Consider the following 15,621-nt stretch of genomic DNA (forward strand, 5'->3'; position numbering starts at 1 on the left):
TGCTTATGCAAGAGGTGCTATATGAGCGAGCTATTAGAATTAAAGCATTTGATGCGTAATCACTTATTTCAGCGCAAAGGCTAACTATTAAACTTCTTTATAAGTTCTCTTCTAAGCCAATCCAATGCGTTCATGGTAGCTCTTTGTCTAATTCTTTCTCTACTTCCTTGAAAGTTAAATTTTCTAACTACTGTATTTCCATCTAGATGAATTCCCATATAAACGAGTCCCACTGGCTTATCAGTTGAACCACCACCAGGTCCTGCAATTCCAGTAGTAGATATCCCAACCCTTGTTCCAGCTTTTTTAGCTATACCTTCAGCCATTTCTCCAGCAGTTTCTTCGCTTACAGCTCCATACTTTTCTAGTGTATCTGCTTTTACCCCTAGTCTTTTCATCTTACTATCATTGGAATAAGTCACTGCACCCTCCATAAACACTTCTGATATTCCAGGATAATTTATAAGAGTAGCTGCAATAAGTCCCCCAGTACAAGACTCTGCTGTAGCTATAGTGAGTTTATTATTTACAAGTATTTTAGCCACAACCTCTTCTAAGGTTACATCATCTTCACCGTATATATTATCATTAAGCCTTTCTCTTATTTTATCTTCAACTGGCTTAATCAGCTTTCTTGCCTCTTCTTCATCTTTTGCTTTAGCGGTTATTCTAAGAGTTACATCTCTTTCCTTAGCATAAGGCGCAACAGTAGGATTGCTTTGACCATTTATTATATCTGAAATTTCTTCTGCCATAACTCCTTCACCAATACCAAAAATTCTAAGAACCTTTGATATAAGTATTGTATCAGAATACTGCTGAAGATAAGGAACAACATGATTAATAAACATTGGCTTCATTTCTTTAGGCGGACCAGGCAACACTACTATCATTTTTTCATCCTTTTTTAATATAGCACCTGGCGCTGTCCCATTAGGATTAGGTAGTACTACTGCATCTTTTGGAAAATACGCCTGCTTAGCATTGCTTCCTTCCATGATTCTCCCACTTTTACTAAAATAGCTTTCTATATGTTTCCAGGATTCTTCATGAACAACAAGTTCTTGATCAAAAAACTTAGCAGCTGTCTCCTTTGTTAAATCATCTGGTGTTGGCCCAAGCCCTCCTGTAGTAACAATCAAATCACACTTTTCAAAAGCATTTTTAAAAGCTTTAAGTATTCTTTCTTCATTATCACCAACTACGGTTTGGTTATAAACATCTATACCTATAGCTGCCAGTTCTTTAGCTAAAAATTGAGCATTTGTATTTACTATATCTCCTAACAATATCTCAGTTCCTACAGAAATTATTTCTGCCCTCATGTTCCTTACCTTCTTTCCTCATATAAACTTCAACCTATATTAATTTATTAAGACATATAATTATCCGTTGTATCTTGGATGAAGATAATTATTCAATCTCTTTTCTACATCTTCTATAGGCTCATCAATTCTGTTGCAGTAATCTATAACTTGATCCTTAGATAATTTAAATGAGTCAAAATATTTAGCATGCTTAGACCCAAAATATAATCCACATACTGATGCAACTGGATTCATCATGTAACTTTCAGTAAGTGTCACACCTGTTCTTTCAGTAACTTTTAAAAGCTTAAATACTTTCTCCATTTGCTTCTGATCCTTCAGTGAAGGATATCCAAAGGCTGGTCTTATACCTCTATACTTAGCCTGGAACAATTCTTTCTTAGTAATGCTCTCATTCTTATCATACGCCCAGTATATCTTTCTTATGTCTTCATGAAGCTTTTCAGCTGCAGCTTCTGCCAATCTATCGCATAAAAGCTTAAGCATAATTGCCTTATACTCTTCACCAGCTTCTTTAAGTTCTTTTTCATACTCATAGATTTCATTGCCAGCAGTAACTAAAAAGCTTCCTATATAATCCGTCTTTCCACTTTCCTTAGGAGCTATAAAATCAGATAAGCACATGTGATTTCCTTCTTTTACTTTCTTCTGCTGACGAAGAAAATTAAATATTTCTATTTCATAATCACCATCATATATGACAACATCATCTTCTACAGAGTTGGATTTGAATATTCCAAATACTCCCTTTGGTGATATTCTGTTATTACCCTCTAATTCATCTAGCATATTATTTGCTTCTTGAAATAACTTTTTAGCTTCCTCTCCGTAGACTTCATCATCTAATATCTCAGGATAAGTCTTTTTCATCTCCCAAGCTATGAAGAAAAACGTCCAATCTATATAGTCCCTAAGCTCTTTTACTGAGTATTTTACTTCTTTTATCCCAATAAACTCAGGAATATCGATAGCTTCTTTATGCCATTGAACTCTAAATTTATTCATTCTTGCTTCTTCAATTGATATATTATCTGCCGTAGTCATCTGCTTGTAATTTTCTCTTATATCTTTGTATTCTTTACTTATATTCTCCAAATAGGATAATTTATCCTTCATAAGGTTTTTCATTATTTCTACGGTTTTAGATGCATCTCCACCATAAATTACACCTTTGCTATACTTTGGAGCTATTTTTAAAGCAGTATGAATCTTTGAAGTAGTGGCTCCACCTATTAATAATGGTATATCGAAGCCTTGCCTTTCCATTTCTTCTGCAACATGTGCCATTTCCTCAAGCGAAGGTGTAATAAGTCCACTAAGTCCTATAACATCAACCTTTTCCTCTCTTGCTACTCTAAGAATCTCTTCACAGGATACCATAACACCTAAATCTATTATCTCAAAATTATTGCAGGCCAATACCACACCTACAATGTTTTTTCCTATATCATGAACATCGCCTTTTACAGTGGCTAAAAGAACTTTTCCTGCTTTGCTGCTTTCATCTGAATTATCTTCTTTTATGAATGGCAGCAATATTTCTACAGCTTTCTTCATCACTCTAGCTGATTTTACTACCTGTGGAAGAAACATTTTTCCATCACCAAATAAATCTCCAACAACCTTCATCCCATTCATAAGCGGGCCTTCAATTACATTAAGTGCTCGTGATGTCTTAATTCGTGCTTCTTGTAAATCTTCCTCCAAGTATTCACTTATGCCTTTTACTATGGAATAGCTTAATCTTTTTTCTACTTCTTCATTTCTCCATAGCTTTATTTTTTCATCTTGCTTTTCTTCACTATTTATATATTTATCTGCAAGCTCTAATAACTCTTCTTTAGCTGCGCTTCTTTTATTTAGAACTACAGCTTCTACTAATTCTAAAACATCTTTAGGTATATCATCATATATTCTTATCATTCCAGGATTGACTATTCCCATATCCATTCCTGATTTTATCGCATGATATAAGAATACTGCATGCATACTTTCTCTAATAAAATTATTCCCTCTAAAGGAAAAACTTAAATTAGATACTCCTCCAGACACTTTTGCATTAGGGAGATTTTCTTTAATCCACTTTGTAGCTTTTATAAAATCCACAGCATAATTGTCATGCTCATCAATACCAGTTGCTATAGCTAATATGTTAGGATCAAATATAATATCTTCAGAAGGGAATCCAACCTTTTCTGTTAATATGTCATATGCCCTCTTACATATTTCAATCTTTCTTTCATAGCTATCAGCTTGACCTTTTTCATCAAAAGCCATTATGACAGCTGCTGCTCCAAAACTTTTTATTATGGAAGCCCTTTTCATAAACTCTTCTTCTCCTTCTTTTAAGGAAATAGAGTTTACAATGCACTTTCCTCCAATGGACTTTAATCCCTCTGTAATTACTTCCCACCTTGAAGAATCAATCATTATAGGTTTGCATGCTATTTCTGGTTCAGAAGCCAAAAGTCTTAAAAAATATGACATTTCTTCCTTTCCATCTAACATACCGTCATCAAAGTTTATATCTAAAACTTGCGCACCATTTTCAACTTGTTCTCTTGCTATTGCCAGTGCTTCTTCATATTTCTTTTCTCTTATCAGTCTTGCAAATTTTGCTGAACCAGCCACATTTAATCTTTCACCTATGTTTATAAAGTTATTTTCAGCTCTTGCTTCTAGTAATTCTAAACCTGCATAAGTACTGATTTTTTTTTGTTTCTTTAAAGCTCTTGGCAGATAGTTTTCTGCTAACCCTTTTATCGCTCTTATATGCTCTGGTGTTGTACCACAGCACCCTCCAACTATATTTAGGCATTTGTCTTCAAATAATTCCTTTAGATAACTACAAGTTACCTCTGGTGTTTCATCATACTCACCTAAAATGTTAGGCAGGCCTGCATTTGGATATAAAGATATATATAACTCATGCTCTTTTGATAGTTCTTTTACAAAAGGTACAAGATCCTTAGCTCCAAAAGAGCAATTAAGTCCTATAGATATAACATAGTCACTTCTCATTGACTTAACAAATGCTCCTAAAGTTTGACCAGATAGAAGTCTTCCACCTTTATCATTTATAGTTCCTGATAACATTATTGGAAGTACTTTATTCTTTTCTTTAAAAACTTCCTCTGCAGCTATTAATGCAGCTCTTGCATTTAAATGATCAAAAATAGTTTCGATAAGTAGTACATCTACTCCTCCATCTAGTAAGCCAGATACCTGTATCTTATATGAATTTACAACCTGATCAAAGGTAACACTTCTATAAGCTGGATTTTCCACATCTGGAGACATAGATAAGGTTTTATTTGTTGGTCCTATTGATCCAGCCACATACCTTGGTTTATCCTCTGTAGACAGACTATCTGCTGCTGCTCTAGCAAGCTTAGCTCCAGTATGGTTAAGCTCATAAACCATATCCTGAAGACCATAATCCTCTTGTGAAATAATATTGCTATTAAAAGTATTAGTCTCTATTATGTCTGCCCCTGCTTCTAAATACGCTTTATGTATGCTTGTTATTATCTCAGGTTTTGTAAGTACAAGCACATCATTATTTCCTTTTTGTTCTTTATTCGATTGAATTTGACTTCCTCTAAAGTCTTCTTCTTTAAGCTTATAGTTCTGAATCATAGTTCCCATTGCCCCATCGAGAACTAGAATTCTTTCCTCTATGCTTTTAATAAATTTGTTATCTGCGAATAAGTGCCCCCTCATTGCTACCTCCAAAATATTTGTTTTTACACTCAATGTGTATATCGATATACCCTATGCGTACTTAAATCATAATATTTTAAAAATCATACTTCTTACGACTGTTAAAAATATAAGATTACAACTAAAGTCTGGATATCTATACTTATTATACTATAATACTGACTTATCATGTAGTGACTAAAATTATATGTATTTGTGGATTTCCACATATAATAAAGCTGCTCACCGTAAAATAAAATTACGATGAGCAGTATTAAAAAAACTCTTTCTCTCAAAGCTTACATATGGAATTATACAGTCTTTATTTGTGAGAAGGGGTACAAATAAAAACTGACACGGCTATCAGTTAAGTATTCGAAAGTATATTCAAAGTAAGCCATGTATGAGAAAAAGAATTTATTGCCCAGAGCCTGGCTTTGTAGACTGCCTCTTAGCATTTCTATTACTATTCTTTGGTTCTTCGTCTGTTAAGGTTGTATCCCAATTTGACTTAAGTTTTCTAGATAACTTGTTATCAATTTGACTATCTTTTGGCATAGTTCATCACTCCTTCTTTTGTTTTCTGGAACTTTGTCCCTCTCTTCACTCTTTAATTTATGTACTTTCTATTTCAAATATTCATAGTATTTTTAACTTACCTTTTGTGTATCTTTCTAAATAATTATGTGATTATAAAAAAATCGCTAAAGTTACCTTCTTCAGTAAGTTTTTTACACAAAAAAAGAGCTTAAAGCTTTATAAGCTTCAAACTCTTTTAATCATTCGGTTCTGTTTAATATTATTTACTCTCCATAATAGCTAGAGCTACTGCACCTATAACACCTGCATCTGTTCCAAGACCTGCTGGAACTATCTTACATGCTTCAGCCATATTCTTAAAGCATCTCTTATTTACTACTTCTTGAACCTTATCAAAAACTATTTTTCCTGCTTTTGATACCCCTCCACCTATTATGATCATTTCAGGGTCAAATATAGAAATTGCATTAGCTACACCTATTCCAAGGTAATTTAATGCATTATCTATTATATCTTGTGATATTACGTCACCAGCAGCTGCTTCAGTAAAAACTTCAGCTGAAGTTACGCTTTTATACTTTCTAAGTGATGTGTCTACCTTGCTCTCTAAAGCTTCTTTTGCTCTCTTTCCTATAGCAGTACCAGATGACGTAGCTTCAAGACAGCCTATATTTCCGCAATTACATCTAGGACCATTTGGTGCTACAGTAGCATGTCCGATTTCAAGAGCATTACTTGTATTTCCTCTGTATATCTTTCCATTAAGTACTGCTCCACCACCTACTCCAGTACTAACTGTGAAGTAAACCATATTTTCAGTACCTTTTGCTGCACCAAACATGAATTCACCTATAGCAGCAACGTTAGCATCATTATCTAAGTATACTGGAATTTGAAATTTTTCTTTAATAGGCGATACTAAGTCAAAATTCTTAAAAGGAAGGTTTGGAGTAGTTATTATTATCCCAGTTTTAGCATCTAGCGGACCTGGAGATCCGATTCCAATAGCCTTAACCTGAACAGCATCTACCTTTCCATTTTCTATAACATCTTCCACTGTCTTAATTATTCTACCTAATACTGCAGCTTCTCCTTCATGTGCATCAGTTGCGATTATTGATTGACTTACAACGTTTCCATTAAAATCAGACAAGGCAGTACTTATTTTTGTTCCACCTAAGTCTATACCTATAACATAGTTACTCATTATTTTCCCCCCATATCCTAAGATAAAACATAATTCTCTTAAAATTTTACAACAATATTATAACATATATACAATTAATATTATTGTATATTTTATCACCTTATAATATTTATACAATATTCCTAAATTTTCATTAGAATATTGTATATATTGAAAATATTATTTTCTATTTAACCTTATACAACTAAATTCTATTTATTCTTATAGGCATTTATATAATACCTACCTTGATTATCATAACCTTGATCTTTTATGTAAAAGTCGCTATCTGACAACATTTTACATATAACTTGTATACTCTCATTTCCACAATTATCTACCGTTATCGTAAAGTTATCTTTGTTATCTACCACACCAATATAATCATAAATATTGCTATAATCGCTAAGTCCGATGCTTCCTCTAATATCCATTTTATAATCTGACATTTGCAACCCCCTAGATATAAGTTTTTACTATTAGTATAGATAAAAATATGATTAATATTCCTTTGTTTAATTAATTTTTATTTTAGTAAATTTTATAATATAAAAAAGTATCTATCTCTTCCTTCAAGATCAGCTTTTATTAAGCAAAAAAGACTGAGTAAATACTAAATATTAACTCAATCTTTTAAAAAACATGTACTAAGTTTTACACTTTTCCACTATTATAAAGCTTCACTTCGTAATTCTTTTAACTTCTTAGCATTCTCTATTATTTTATCAGCTTCTAATGCCGGTACCTCTTCATACCTTTCAAAATTACATCTAAAACTTCCCCTTGCCTGAGATATTGATCTAAGATCAGTAGCGTACTTGAAAAGCTCTGCCATAGGAACTTCTGCTGTAACTTTTTCCATTCCATCTACAGGCTCCATACCTAGTACTCTTCCTCTTTTTTTATTTATATCTCCTATAACGTCTCCCATATAATCACTAGGAACCATAACTTCTAAATGCATTATTGGCTCGAGCAAGATTGGCTTTGCCATCTCAACACCCTTTTTATATGCTAATGATGCTGCAATCTTAAATGCCATTTCTGAAGAATCTACTGGGTGGTAAGAACCATCATGTAAAGTTGCTCTTAATCTTATAACTGGGTATCCAGCTAATACTCCGTGCTGTATACAATCTTTAAGCCCTTTCTCTACAGCTGGTATATAATTTCTCGGAACAACTCCTCCTACTACTTGATCTACAAATTGCAACTCATCGTAGCCATCATTTCTAGGTTCAAATTTAATCTTTACATCGCCGTATTGACCATGCCCACCAGATTGTTTTTTATGCTTACCTTGCACATCTGCCAAGCTTTTTATAGTTTCTCTATATGGTACCTTTGGATTTTGAAGAATAACCTCTGCACCAAACTTATTTTTCAACTTAGATGCAATAACATCAAGATGGGTTTCTCCAACACCTGAAATTATAGTTTCTGCATTTTCTACATCTCTAGATACCCTAAACGTAGGATCTTCTTCTAATAACTTTGTAAGTGCTGATGATATCTTATCTTCATCTCCCTTACTCTTAGGAAGTACAGCCATAGATATAACTGGATCTGGGAATTCCATAGGCTCATATATAACTTTATTATTACTATCACAAATTGTATCACCAGTTGCTGTATACTGAAGCTTAGCTACAGCACCTATATCTCCAGCAGTGATTTCTTTTGTAGATATCTGATTTTTTCCTCTTAGGAAATATAAATTTCCCATCTTTTCATTTCTTTCCTTAGATGAATTATACACTATAGAATCAGCCACAGCCTTCCCTGTTAATACTCTAAATATAGACAACTTTCCTACAAAGGGGTCAGCCACAGTCTTAAAAACAAAGGCTGAAAAAGGCTTCTCTTCATCTATCTTTACAGAATTATTGTTATCGTTTAACTTTTTGTATCCACTTCTCACCATCTTATCTGGAGAAGGAAAACATTCAATTATATCTTCAATCAACGCTCCCATACCAATTACTTCTAGTGAGCTACCACACATAACTGGAGCTATTTCTCCAGTACAGCACCCATTAATTAATCCTCTATATATCTCTTCATCAGTTAATTTTCCCTCACTAAAATATTTATCTAAAAGCTCTTCATCAGTTTCTGCCACAGCTTCCATAATCATCTGTTTACACTCTTCAACTTTATCTAAATATTCCTCTGGAACTTCTTTTAACTCAACTTTATTAGTTTTTTTATCATGAACCTTAACTTTTCCCTTTATTACATCAATTACACCTGAGAATTCACTTTCTTTCCCAATTGGATATTGTATTGGAACTACTGTTATACCAAATTTGCTCTTTAGATCAGATAACACTTTATCATAATCTGAGTTTTCTCTATCTAACTTGTTTATAAAAAATGCTCTAGGTAACTTCATTTTATTGCAATATTCCCATGCTTTTTCCGTACCAACCTGTATTCCAGCGGCACCACAAACTACTATCATGGAAACGTCTATAGCTCTAATCCCTTGTATTTCCTCACCTACAAAATCAAAATATCCAGGAATATCTACAAGGTTTATCTTTTTATCATTCCATTCAAAAGGAATGACAGAAGCAGATAAAGAGATTCCCCTCTTTTTTTCTTCAACATCATAGTCACTTGTAGTTGTGCCTTCTTCTATATTTCCTAATCTATCAACGGTTTTAGTATAATATAATAAAGCTTCTGCTAGGGCTGTTTTCCCTGATGAACTATGTCCAATTATACCTACATTTCTTAGATTATCAGTTTTATAGTCTTTCATACATTTTATCTTAACTCCATAATCTATAAAGTTAAGATATTCACCTACCTTCCATTAAAATTTAGACTTTAGCTGTATATAAAGCTGTAGTTGATTTATGTCTCTTTGAGATTTATTTTTGCAAGATACTACACTAATCTTTTAATATCTTACTAAAACTAAAGAAATTCATATCAACTAGCTAAAGATTCCCATAGCTAAGAATATTTTCTTTTTGAACAGAATGTATTAATGGTAAATATAAACGATTAAATATTAATGTGTTGAAAGTTAAATTAATAGATTTAATTTTATAGATGTTGTGTATCATATGGCGGGATATTCTTCCTTTTTATTCTTTAACTTATATTATGTCTTAAGTCTATTCGCATAATTATCCACATATATAATTTAATTATAAAATCCTAAAGAATAAAATAGAATTAGTTACTAATAAATGTATTCATAACTTTTATATATTATTATATTAAATAATATTCTCTTCTTTAAATTATTATCCTTCTTATTTTCGAAAAATTCTGAAAACATTTTCTATATCTCTAATTATTGGAATAAATCTATAAATTATACCTTATACCGAAAAAACTTTATTTTGAGAATAACATTTCTTGTGACAAATGTTAATTTTTTGTGTATTTATGTACATTTTACATAATATTTGGTAATATAGTCGTAATTAGTATTTTTTACCAAGAAGTTATATTAATAATGTCATCTATTTTTACTTAATAAAGGCAAACCTATCGAAAGGTAGGGACGCAAAGCTATGGATCTAAGAATTTTATTTATGATTGCCAGGCTGCTAAGTTTATTGGATTAAAAATGGACAAGTTCTAATTTGTCCATTTTTATTTTTAATATTATTTTTAATCACAAGGAGGAGATATTATGGCAAAGAATGTAATAATAAAAGGCGTAGGAAGTTATCATCCTGAAAAGACATTGTATAATGATTATTATGTAGAACACTATAAAAAATTTGGAACAGAAAATCATGCAATAGGGCTGATGGAGAAGATGGGAAGAGACAGGAGAACTATAGCTTCTCCAGGTGAGACAAGTATTACCATGTCAGTAGAAGCTGCAAAAGTTGCTTTAAGCAATAGTAATCTTAGCGCACTGGATATTGATGCAATAATATCAGCATCAGATACCCCAGAATTTCTTACACCATGTTGTGCACTAATTATAAAAAATGAATTAAATGCAAAAAATGCTACAAATGTTTTTGATATAAATAATGATTGTATAGGTATGCTTACAGGAATCGACATTGCTTCAAGATTTTTAAAAACGGACGATAAATATAAGAGAATTCTTGTATTAGGTTCAATGAACATGGTACCATTTTCTAGAGAAGATGATTTGGTTGTTTATCAAGGTATATCAGATGGCGCTGCAGCTATTATACTTGAAATTATAGAAGAGGAGGAAGAAAGGGGATTTTTAGGTTCTAGGGTATTTACTGATGATAGTTATAATGAAAATATAAGATTTCCTAATTGTGGTTTATCAAAAATAACTGATGAAAAAACTTCAAATTACGATCGAAGATTAAAATGGGATCCTTTCGATTTTGGTTTTCTTTCTGATGAATGGACTAAACTTATAAGCTCTTTGTTAAGAGATTATAATCTTACTCCAGAAGAAGTTTCTCATTATTTTATATCACAATTTTCTAAATATGATTTATATCAAACTATTGAAAAACTAGGTGTAGATAAATCTAAGGCTATATTTATTGGTGATAAGTATGGCTATACCGGTTGTGCAAGCCCAATTATGGCACTAGATGATAAATTATCTATTGAAGGTTTTAAATCAGGAGATATTCTAATATTTTGTTCTGTTGCAGCAGGCTACACTATGTCTTCTCTAATCTATAAATGGTAACTAATTTTTAGAAACAGGGGGATAAGAATGGAAGCCTTATCAAGCAGTATAATTGACTTTCAGAAAAAAACATTAAAATTCGTATTAATAATATATTCTGTTAGTGCATTAATGGCAGGAACAGTATTTATAGGTATGAAGGTAATGAATTTATATCCTGAAATAAGTTGGAGCTCATTGTATATTTTAATGGCTCTAACCTTATTTGAGGTTATACTTTTTAGACTAGGATACAAATGGGCTATGAAAGATGCTCAGTCATGGAAAAGAGGTTTAGCTTTTCTAAAAGCTAGCTTAGTGATCATATGCTATGTAAACTATATTTATTTGACTTGGATGGTTCCATCTAAAGAGTTATGGTTAGTAGTGTTTTATTTTATACTATTAAGTGCGCTTTTATTTGATCACAAGCTAACTCTTATCTCAGTTGGAGTTAGTATATTATCACAAATATATATATTCTTTAGTAATTCAAACTTACTACCTGAAAATCAAGTTTTTTTAAGAGAAATAGTTATTAGAATAATTGTAATAACACTTACTTCTTTTGCAATATATATCTTTACATATTTCTCTTCACTATTACTTAAAGACATAAGTAATAATGAAAAAGATATAAAGGAAAAAAACGAACGTATCTTTAATTTATTCTCTCAAATAAGTGAGTTCTCAGAGATGCTATTAAATTCAAGTACAACTTTATCAACAGCTGTTGATCAAGAAGCAAGATCTCTTCAATATATTGCCTCATTAAGTAATGACATTAATAATGATGCAAACCACATGCTAAATAACTCTCAAAAGAATGAAACCATACTATCTAACTTACTTGACATAAATAAGAATGTTTCTAATAAGGTTGATAATACTAAAGCATTTTCTAATGAAATTATTTCATTATCTAATGAAAATAACAAATCTCTAAGAGAAGCTCTAAATATAATAAATCATATAAGCGTAAGAATAAAAAATACTTTTGAAGCTTCTAAAGTGCTTGAAGAAAAATCAGCTGAAATAGATAGTATTATAGGGATAATAAGCGATATATCTGAGCAGACTAATCTTCTTGCTTTAAATGCATCTATAGAAGCTGCTAGAGCTGGTGAACTAGGCAAAGGCTTTGCTGTAGTTGCTGAAGAAGTTAGAAAATTAGCTGAAGATAGTAGAAATTCTTTAACTGATATAGGATCAATATTAAGCGAATTTAAAGAAAAAATAAGAGAAGTAGAAGGGCTAATGACTGAAAATAACGCTCAAATTTCCACTGGTAATACTATATTGACTAATGCCGTTGATAATGTATCTACTATGGTTGATAAACTGAAGGTATCTAATACTAATATTAGTACTATAAGTGAATTAGCATTCTCAATGATTAATGAAACAGAAAATGTTGTTTCATTTAATTCCAAGATATCTGAACTTACTGAAGAAACGATAAATAAATTCAAAGAAGTGTCTGATTCAGTAAATCAAAATGCTGCTGTTGGTGAAGAAATAGCTGCGAGTTCAGAATACCTAAGAGATTTAGCTAAGGAAATGAACACATTAACTAATAAAAACTAAAGCTTATAACTATAAATTAGTTATAATAAGCAATAGGCTGTCCATATAAGTATTAAACTTATTACGGACAGCCTATCTTTATTTATAGTTTTCTATGCAACCTTTTCTTCTTCATTCTCGTCCCATGCTGGTTCTGGTCCTCTTAAATAAGACAATAGAGCTGCTACTACACTAAATATGAATGATATAGTAAAAGCTAACCTCAATCCACCGATAAACTTCCCGATAGCTATTCCTTCAGCACCAACTTGAGTACCAACAAATAAAGCCTGCATAGCTTCTGGTGACACACTTGAAGCTATTATAGCCATAGAAAGAGCTATGCTTAAAACTGTTCCTGCATTATTTAGCATAGTTCTTACCCCAGCAGCTACACCTCTTTTGTCTGCTGGTACAGAGCCCATTATAGCATTTGTATTTGGAGAGAAGAATAACCCAGAACCTAAGCCCATTATAAGCATTGATATTATCAACAGTGTCATAGATGAATTTTCTTTTATAAACATAAATCCTATTAGTCCTACGGCAGAAGTTGCAAGTCCTATTGAACTTAATGCCCTTGATCCATACTTATCAGATAATACTCCACTTATAGGTGAAACGATCATCATTGATATTGCAAGTGGAGTCAATAATATGCCTGCTATTATTGGATCAATCCCCTTTATCCCTTGAAAATAGAATACTAATAGGAACGTTACTGCTCCTCTCGCTATTCCATTAAAAAAGTTACTTGCATATGCAAATGCTAATATTCTATTCTTAAATAATCTCATGTCTAACATTGGGTATTTAATTTTACTTTCTATATTAACAAACAATGCAATTAATATAATTGATGCTATTATTAAAATCACTACATTTGGATTAAACCATCCTGAAAAACTTCCCATAGTCAATGCAATAAGTAATGATAACATACCTAAGGTAAATACTATAGTTCCTTTAAAATCAAATTTTTGTTTCTCTGGTAAATTAGCTATTTCCTTTAATTGAACTGCTGCCCAAATAGTTCCTACAATACCTATCGGTACATTTATATAAAATATACTTCTCCATCCAAAATTAACTAAAAACCCACCTAATATAGGTCCTATAACACTAGCAACACTTATTATCATGGTATTAATTCCAAGAGCCTTGCCTAGCTCCTTCTTTGGAAATGCATCTGTTACTATAGCTGTACTATTCGCTACCATTAGTGAACCACCTATACCTTGTATTAATCTAAAGATAAGTAGTGTTATTCCACTATGTGCTAATCCACATAAAAAAGACGCTATTGTGAATACAGCGAATCCACTTACATACAACTTTTTTCTACCAACCATATCAGCCACTCTTCCTATTGAAGGAACTAATATCGTTAAAACTAGCATATATCCCATAAGAACCCAAGTAACTATGCCCATTCCTGCATTTATATCTTTCATTATTACAGGTAATGCTATCATTAGAGTACTACCACTCATAACTGACAGCAATGCACCAATTGTAGTACAGGATAATGCTATCCATTTGTAATTATCTTTTTTCATTTACTATTCCTCTTTCTCATTTAGTAGTGTAATTAATTTATTTAAACTATTATTGCAATTATCTTTTACTCTTCTTAATACCTTTTCTCTCTCATCGATAGTTTCTATTAGGGTACTTAATTTCTCTAAAGCTTCCTTAATATGATCTTTATCAGTGATATCTTTAGACCAGATCTTATTTAATATCTTCCTCAACCCTAATATTTGCTTTACCTCTGGTATAGTTAATCCTAGCTTAGATCTAAGTTCTTTTATTTCATTTATGATATTTATATCATCATCACTATACATTCTATAACCTGAATCTGTCCTTGCTGTAGGTGCAAATAACTCCATATCTTCATAGTATCTTATGGTCCTCTTAGTCAAGCCAGTAACTTTAGAAACATCGTCTATTTGATAATACTTTTGTTCCATGTTTTTCGCCTCCATTTATAATTTTAATAAACTATAACATTAACGTCAATGTTATAGTTTGTGTATATGTGCTAATAAACCGTTTACTTCATTCGCTCTTTTCAAATCTTAATCTATTTCTTTCATAACCTTATTTAGATTGTATATAAATATTAAACTTTTATAATTTTATAGATAATAATTATATGTAATTTCTATTACTTAATTATTTATCCACATAATTAATGTGTCTACGATGAATTATCCACATATTATAGTGCCACCGCTTTTTAATCTGTGGATATATAATTTTAAAAAAGCACTTGCTATAAAGTATTTTTCCAAAATAAAAAAACGCCAGATATACTGGCGTTATGTACAAATGGCTCCGCGAAGAGGGCTCGAACCTCCAACCTATCGGTTAACAGCCGAGTGCTCCACCATTGAGCTATCGCGGAATATTGTATCTTTAAAAGATACAACCTAGCGACCACCTACTCTCCCACACAGTCGCCCATGCAGTACCATCAGCCGTCTAAGTCTTAACCTTCGTGTTCGGTATGGGTACGGGTGTAACCCTTAGACGCATCATCACTAGATATTGAAAGATTATTCTTTCAAAATTGCACTTAAGTTTACTTTGTAATAATTTGTATTGGTCAAGCCCTCGACCTATTAGTATCGGTCAGCTGAACATGTTACCAT

General features: G+C 31.9%; 10 protein-coding genes, 1 tRNA gene, 1 rRNA gene and 1 riboswitch. Of the genes, 2 read left to right on the forward strand and 10 right to left on the reverse strand.

Features of this window, described 5'->3' with window-relative positions; all coding sequences use genetic code 11:
* Window positions 1–80: 80 nt before the first annotated feature.
* From J3477_RS25495 to fusA, 6 genes are all read right to left on the reverse strand, one after another.
* Window positions 81–1,325, reverse strand: a complete 1,245-nt coding sequence (locus J3477_RS25495) for a competence/damage-inducible protein A (protein WP_206873048.1) — start codon at window positions 1,323–1,325, stop codon at window positions 81–83.
* A 60-nt stretch (window positions 1,326–1,385) separates the two neighbouring features.
* Window positions 1,386–5,051, reverse strand: coding sequence for a methionine synthase (metH, locus tag J3477_RS25500; RefSeq protein ID WP_206873049.1), 3,666 nt, complete (start codon window positions 5,049–5,051; stop codon window positions 1,386–1,388).
* Between the two features lie 396 nt (window positions 5,052–5,447).
* Window positions 5,448–5,588 (reverse strand): hypothetical protein, encoded by a 141-nt coding sequence (locus tag J3477_RS25505; protein WP_206873050.1) that lies wholly within the window; start codon window positions 5,586–5,588, stop codon window positions 5,448–5,450.
* A gap of 241 nt (window positions 5,589–5,829) precedes the next feature.
* Window positions 5,830–6,777, reverse strand: a complete 948-nt coding sequence (locus J3477_RS25510) for an ROK family protein (RefSeq protein ID WP_206873051.1) — start codon at window positions 6,775–6,777, stop codon at window positions 5,830–5,832.
* Between the two features lie 191 nt (window positions 6,778–6,968).
* A complete protein-coding gene (locus J3477_RS25515; protein WP_206873052.1) occupies window positions 6,969–7,205 on the reverse strand; it encodes a hypothetical protein in 237 nt (78 codons plus the stop codon).
* 221 nt (window positions 7,206–7,426) lie between these two features.
* Window positions 7,427–9,523 carry an elongation factor G gene (fusA, locus tag J3477_RS25520; RefSeq protein ID WP_206873053.1) on the reverse strand — a complete coding sequence of 699 codons (2,097 nt, stop codon included), beginning with the start codon at window positions 9,521–9,523 and terminating at the stop codon, window positions 7,427–7,429.
* Window positions 9,524–10,246: 723 nt separating this feature from the next.
* A riboswitch (cyclic di-GMP riboswitch) is annotated at window positions 10,247–10,330 on the forward strand.
* 81 nt (window positions 10,331–10,411) lie between these two features.
* On the opposite strand from fusA, the gene J3477_RS25525 reads away from it, so the two are divergent.
* Window positions 10,412–11,416 (forward strand): ketoacyl-ACP synthase III, encoded by a 1,005-nt coding sequence (locus J3477_RS25525; RefSeq protein WP_206873054.1) that lies wholly within the window; start codon window positions 10,412–10,414, stop codon window positions 11,414–11,416.
* A 27-nt stretch (window positions 11,417–11,443) separates the two neighbouring features.
* Entirely contained in the window at window positions 11,444–12,982 is a 1,539-nt protein-coding gene (locus J3477_RS25530) for a methyl-accepting chemotaxis protein (protein WP_206873055.1), read from the forward strand.
* 92 nt (window positions 12,983–13,074) lie between these two features.
* Here the strand turns inward: J3477_RS25530 and J3477_RS25535 are convergent, their stop codons facing one another.
* From J3477_RS25535 to rrf, 4 genes are all read right to left on the reverse strand, one after another.
* A complete protein-coding gene (locus J3477_RS25535; protein ID WP_206873056.1) occupies window positions 13,075–14,520 on the reverse strand; it encodes an MFS transporter in 1,446 nt (481 codons plus the stop codon).
* Between the two features lie 3 nt (window positions 14,521–14,523).
* Complete coding sequence (locus J3477_RS25540; RefSeq protein WP_206873057.1) at window positions 14,524–14,937, reverse strand: helix-turn-helix domain-containing protein; 414 nt, start codon at window positions 14,935–14,937, stop codon at window positions 14,524–14,526.
* Window positions 14,938–15,299: 362 nt separating this feature from the next.
* Window positions 15,300–15,374: transfer RNA gene (locus tag J3477_RS25545), tRNA-Asn, on the reverse strand.
* Between the two features lie 23 nt (window positions 15,375–15,397).
* Window positions 15,398–15,515 (reverse strand): 5S ribosomal RNA (gene rrf, locus J3477_RS25550).
* Between the last annotated feature and the right edge of the window lie 106 nt (window positions 15,516–15,621).

The organism is Clostridium zeae, from assembly GCF_017312485.1.
Taxonomy (GTDB): Bacteria; Bacillota; Clostridia; order Clostridiales; family Clostridiaceae; genus Clostridium_AR; species Clostridium_AR zeae.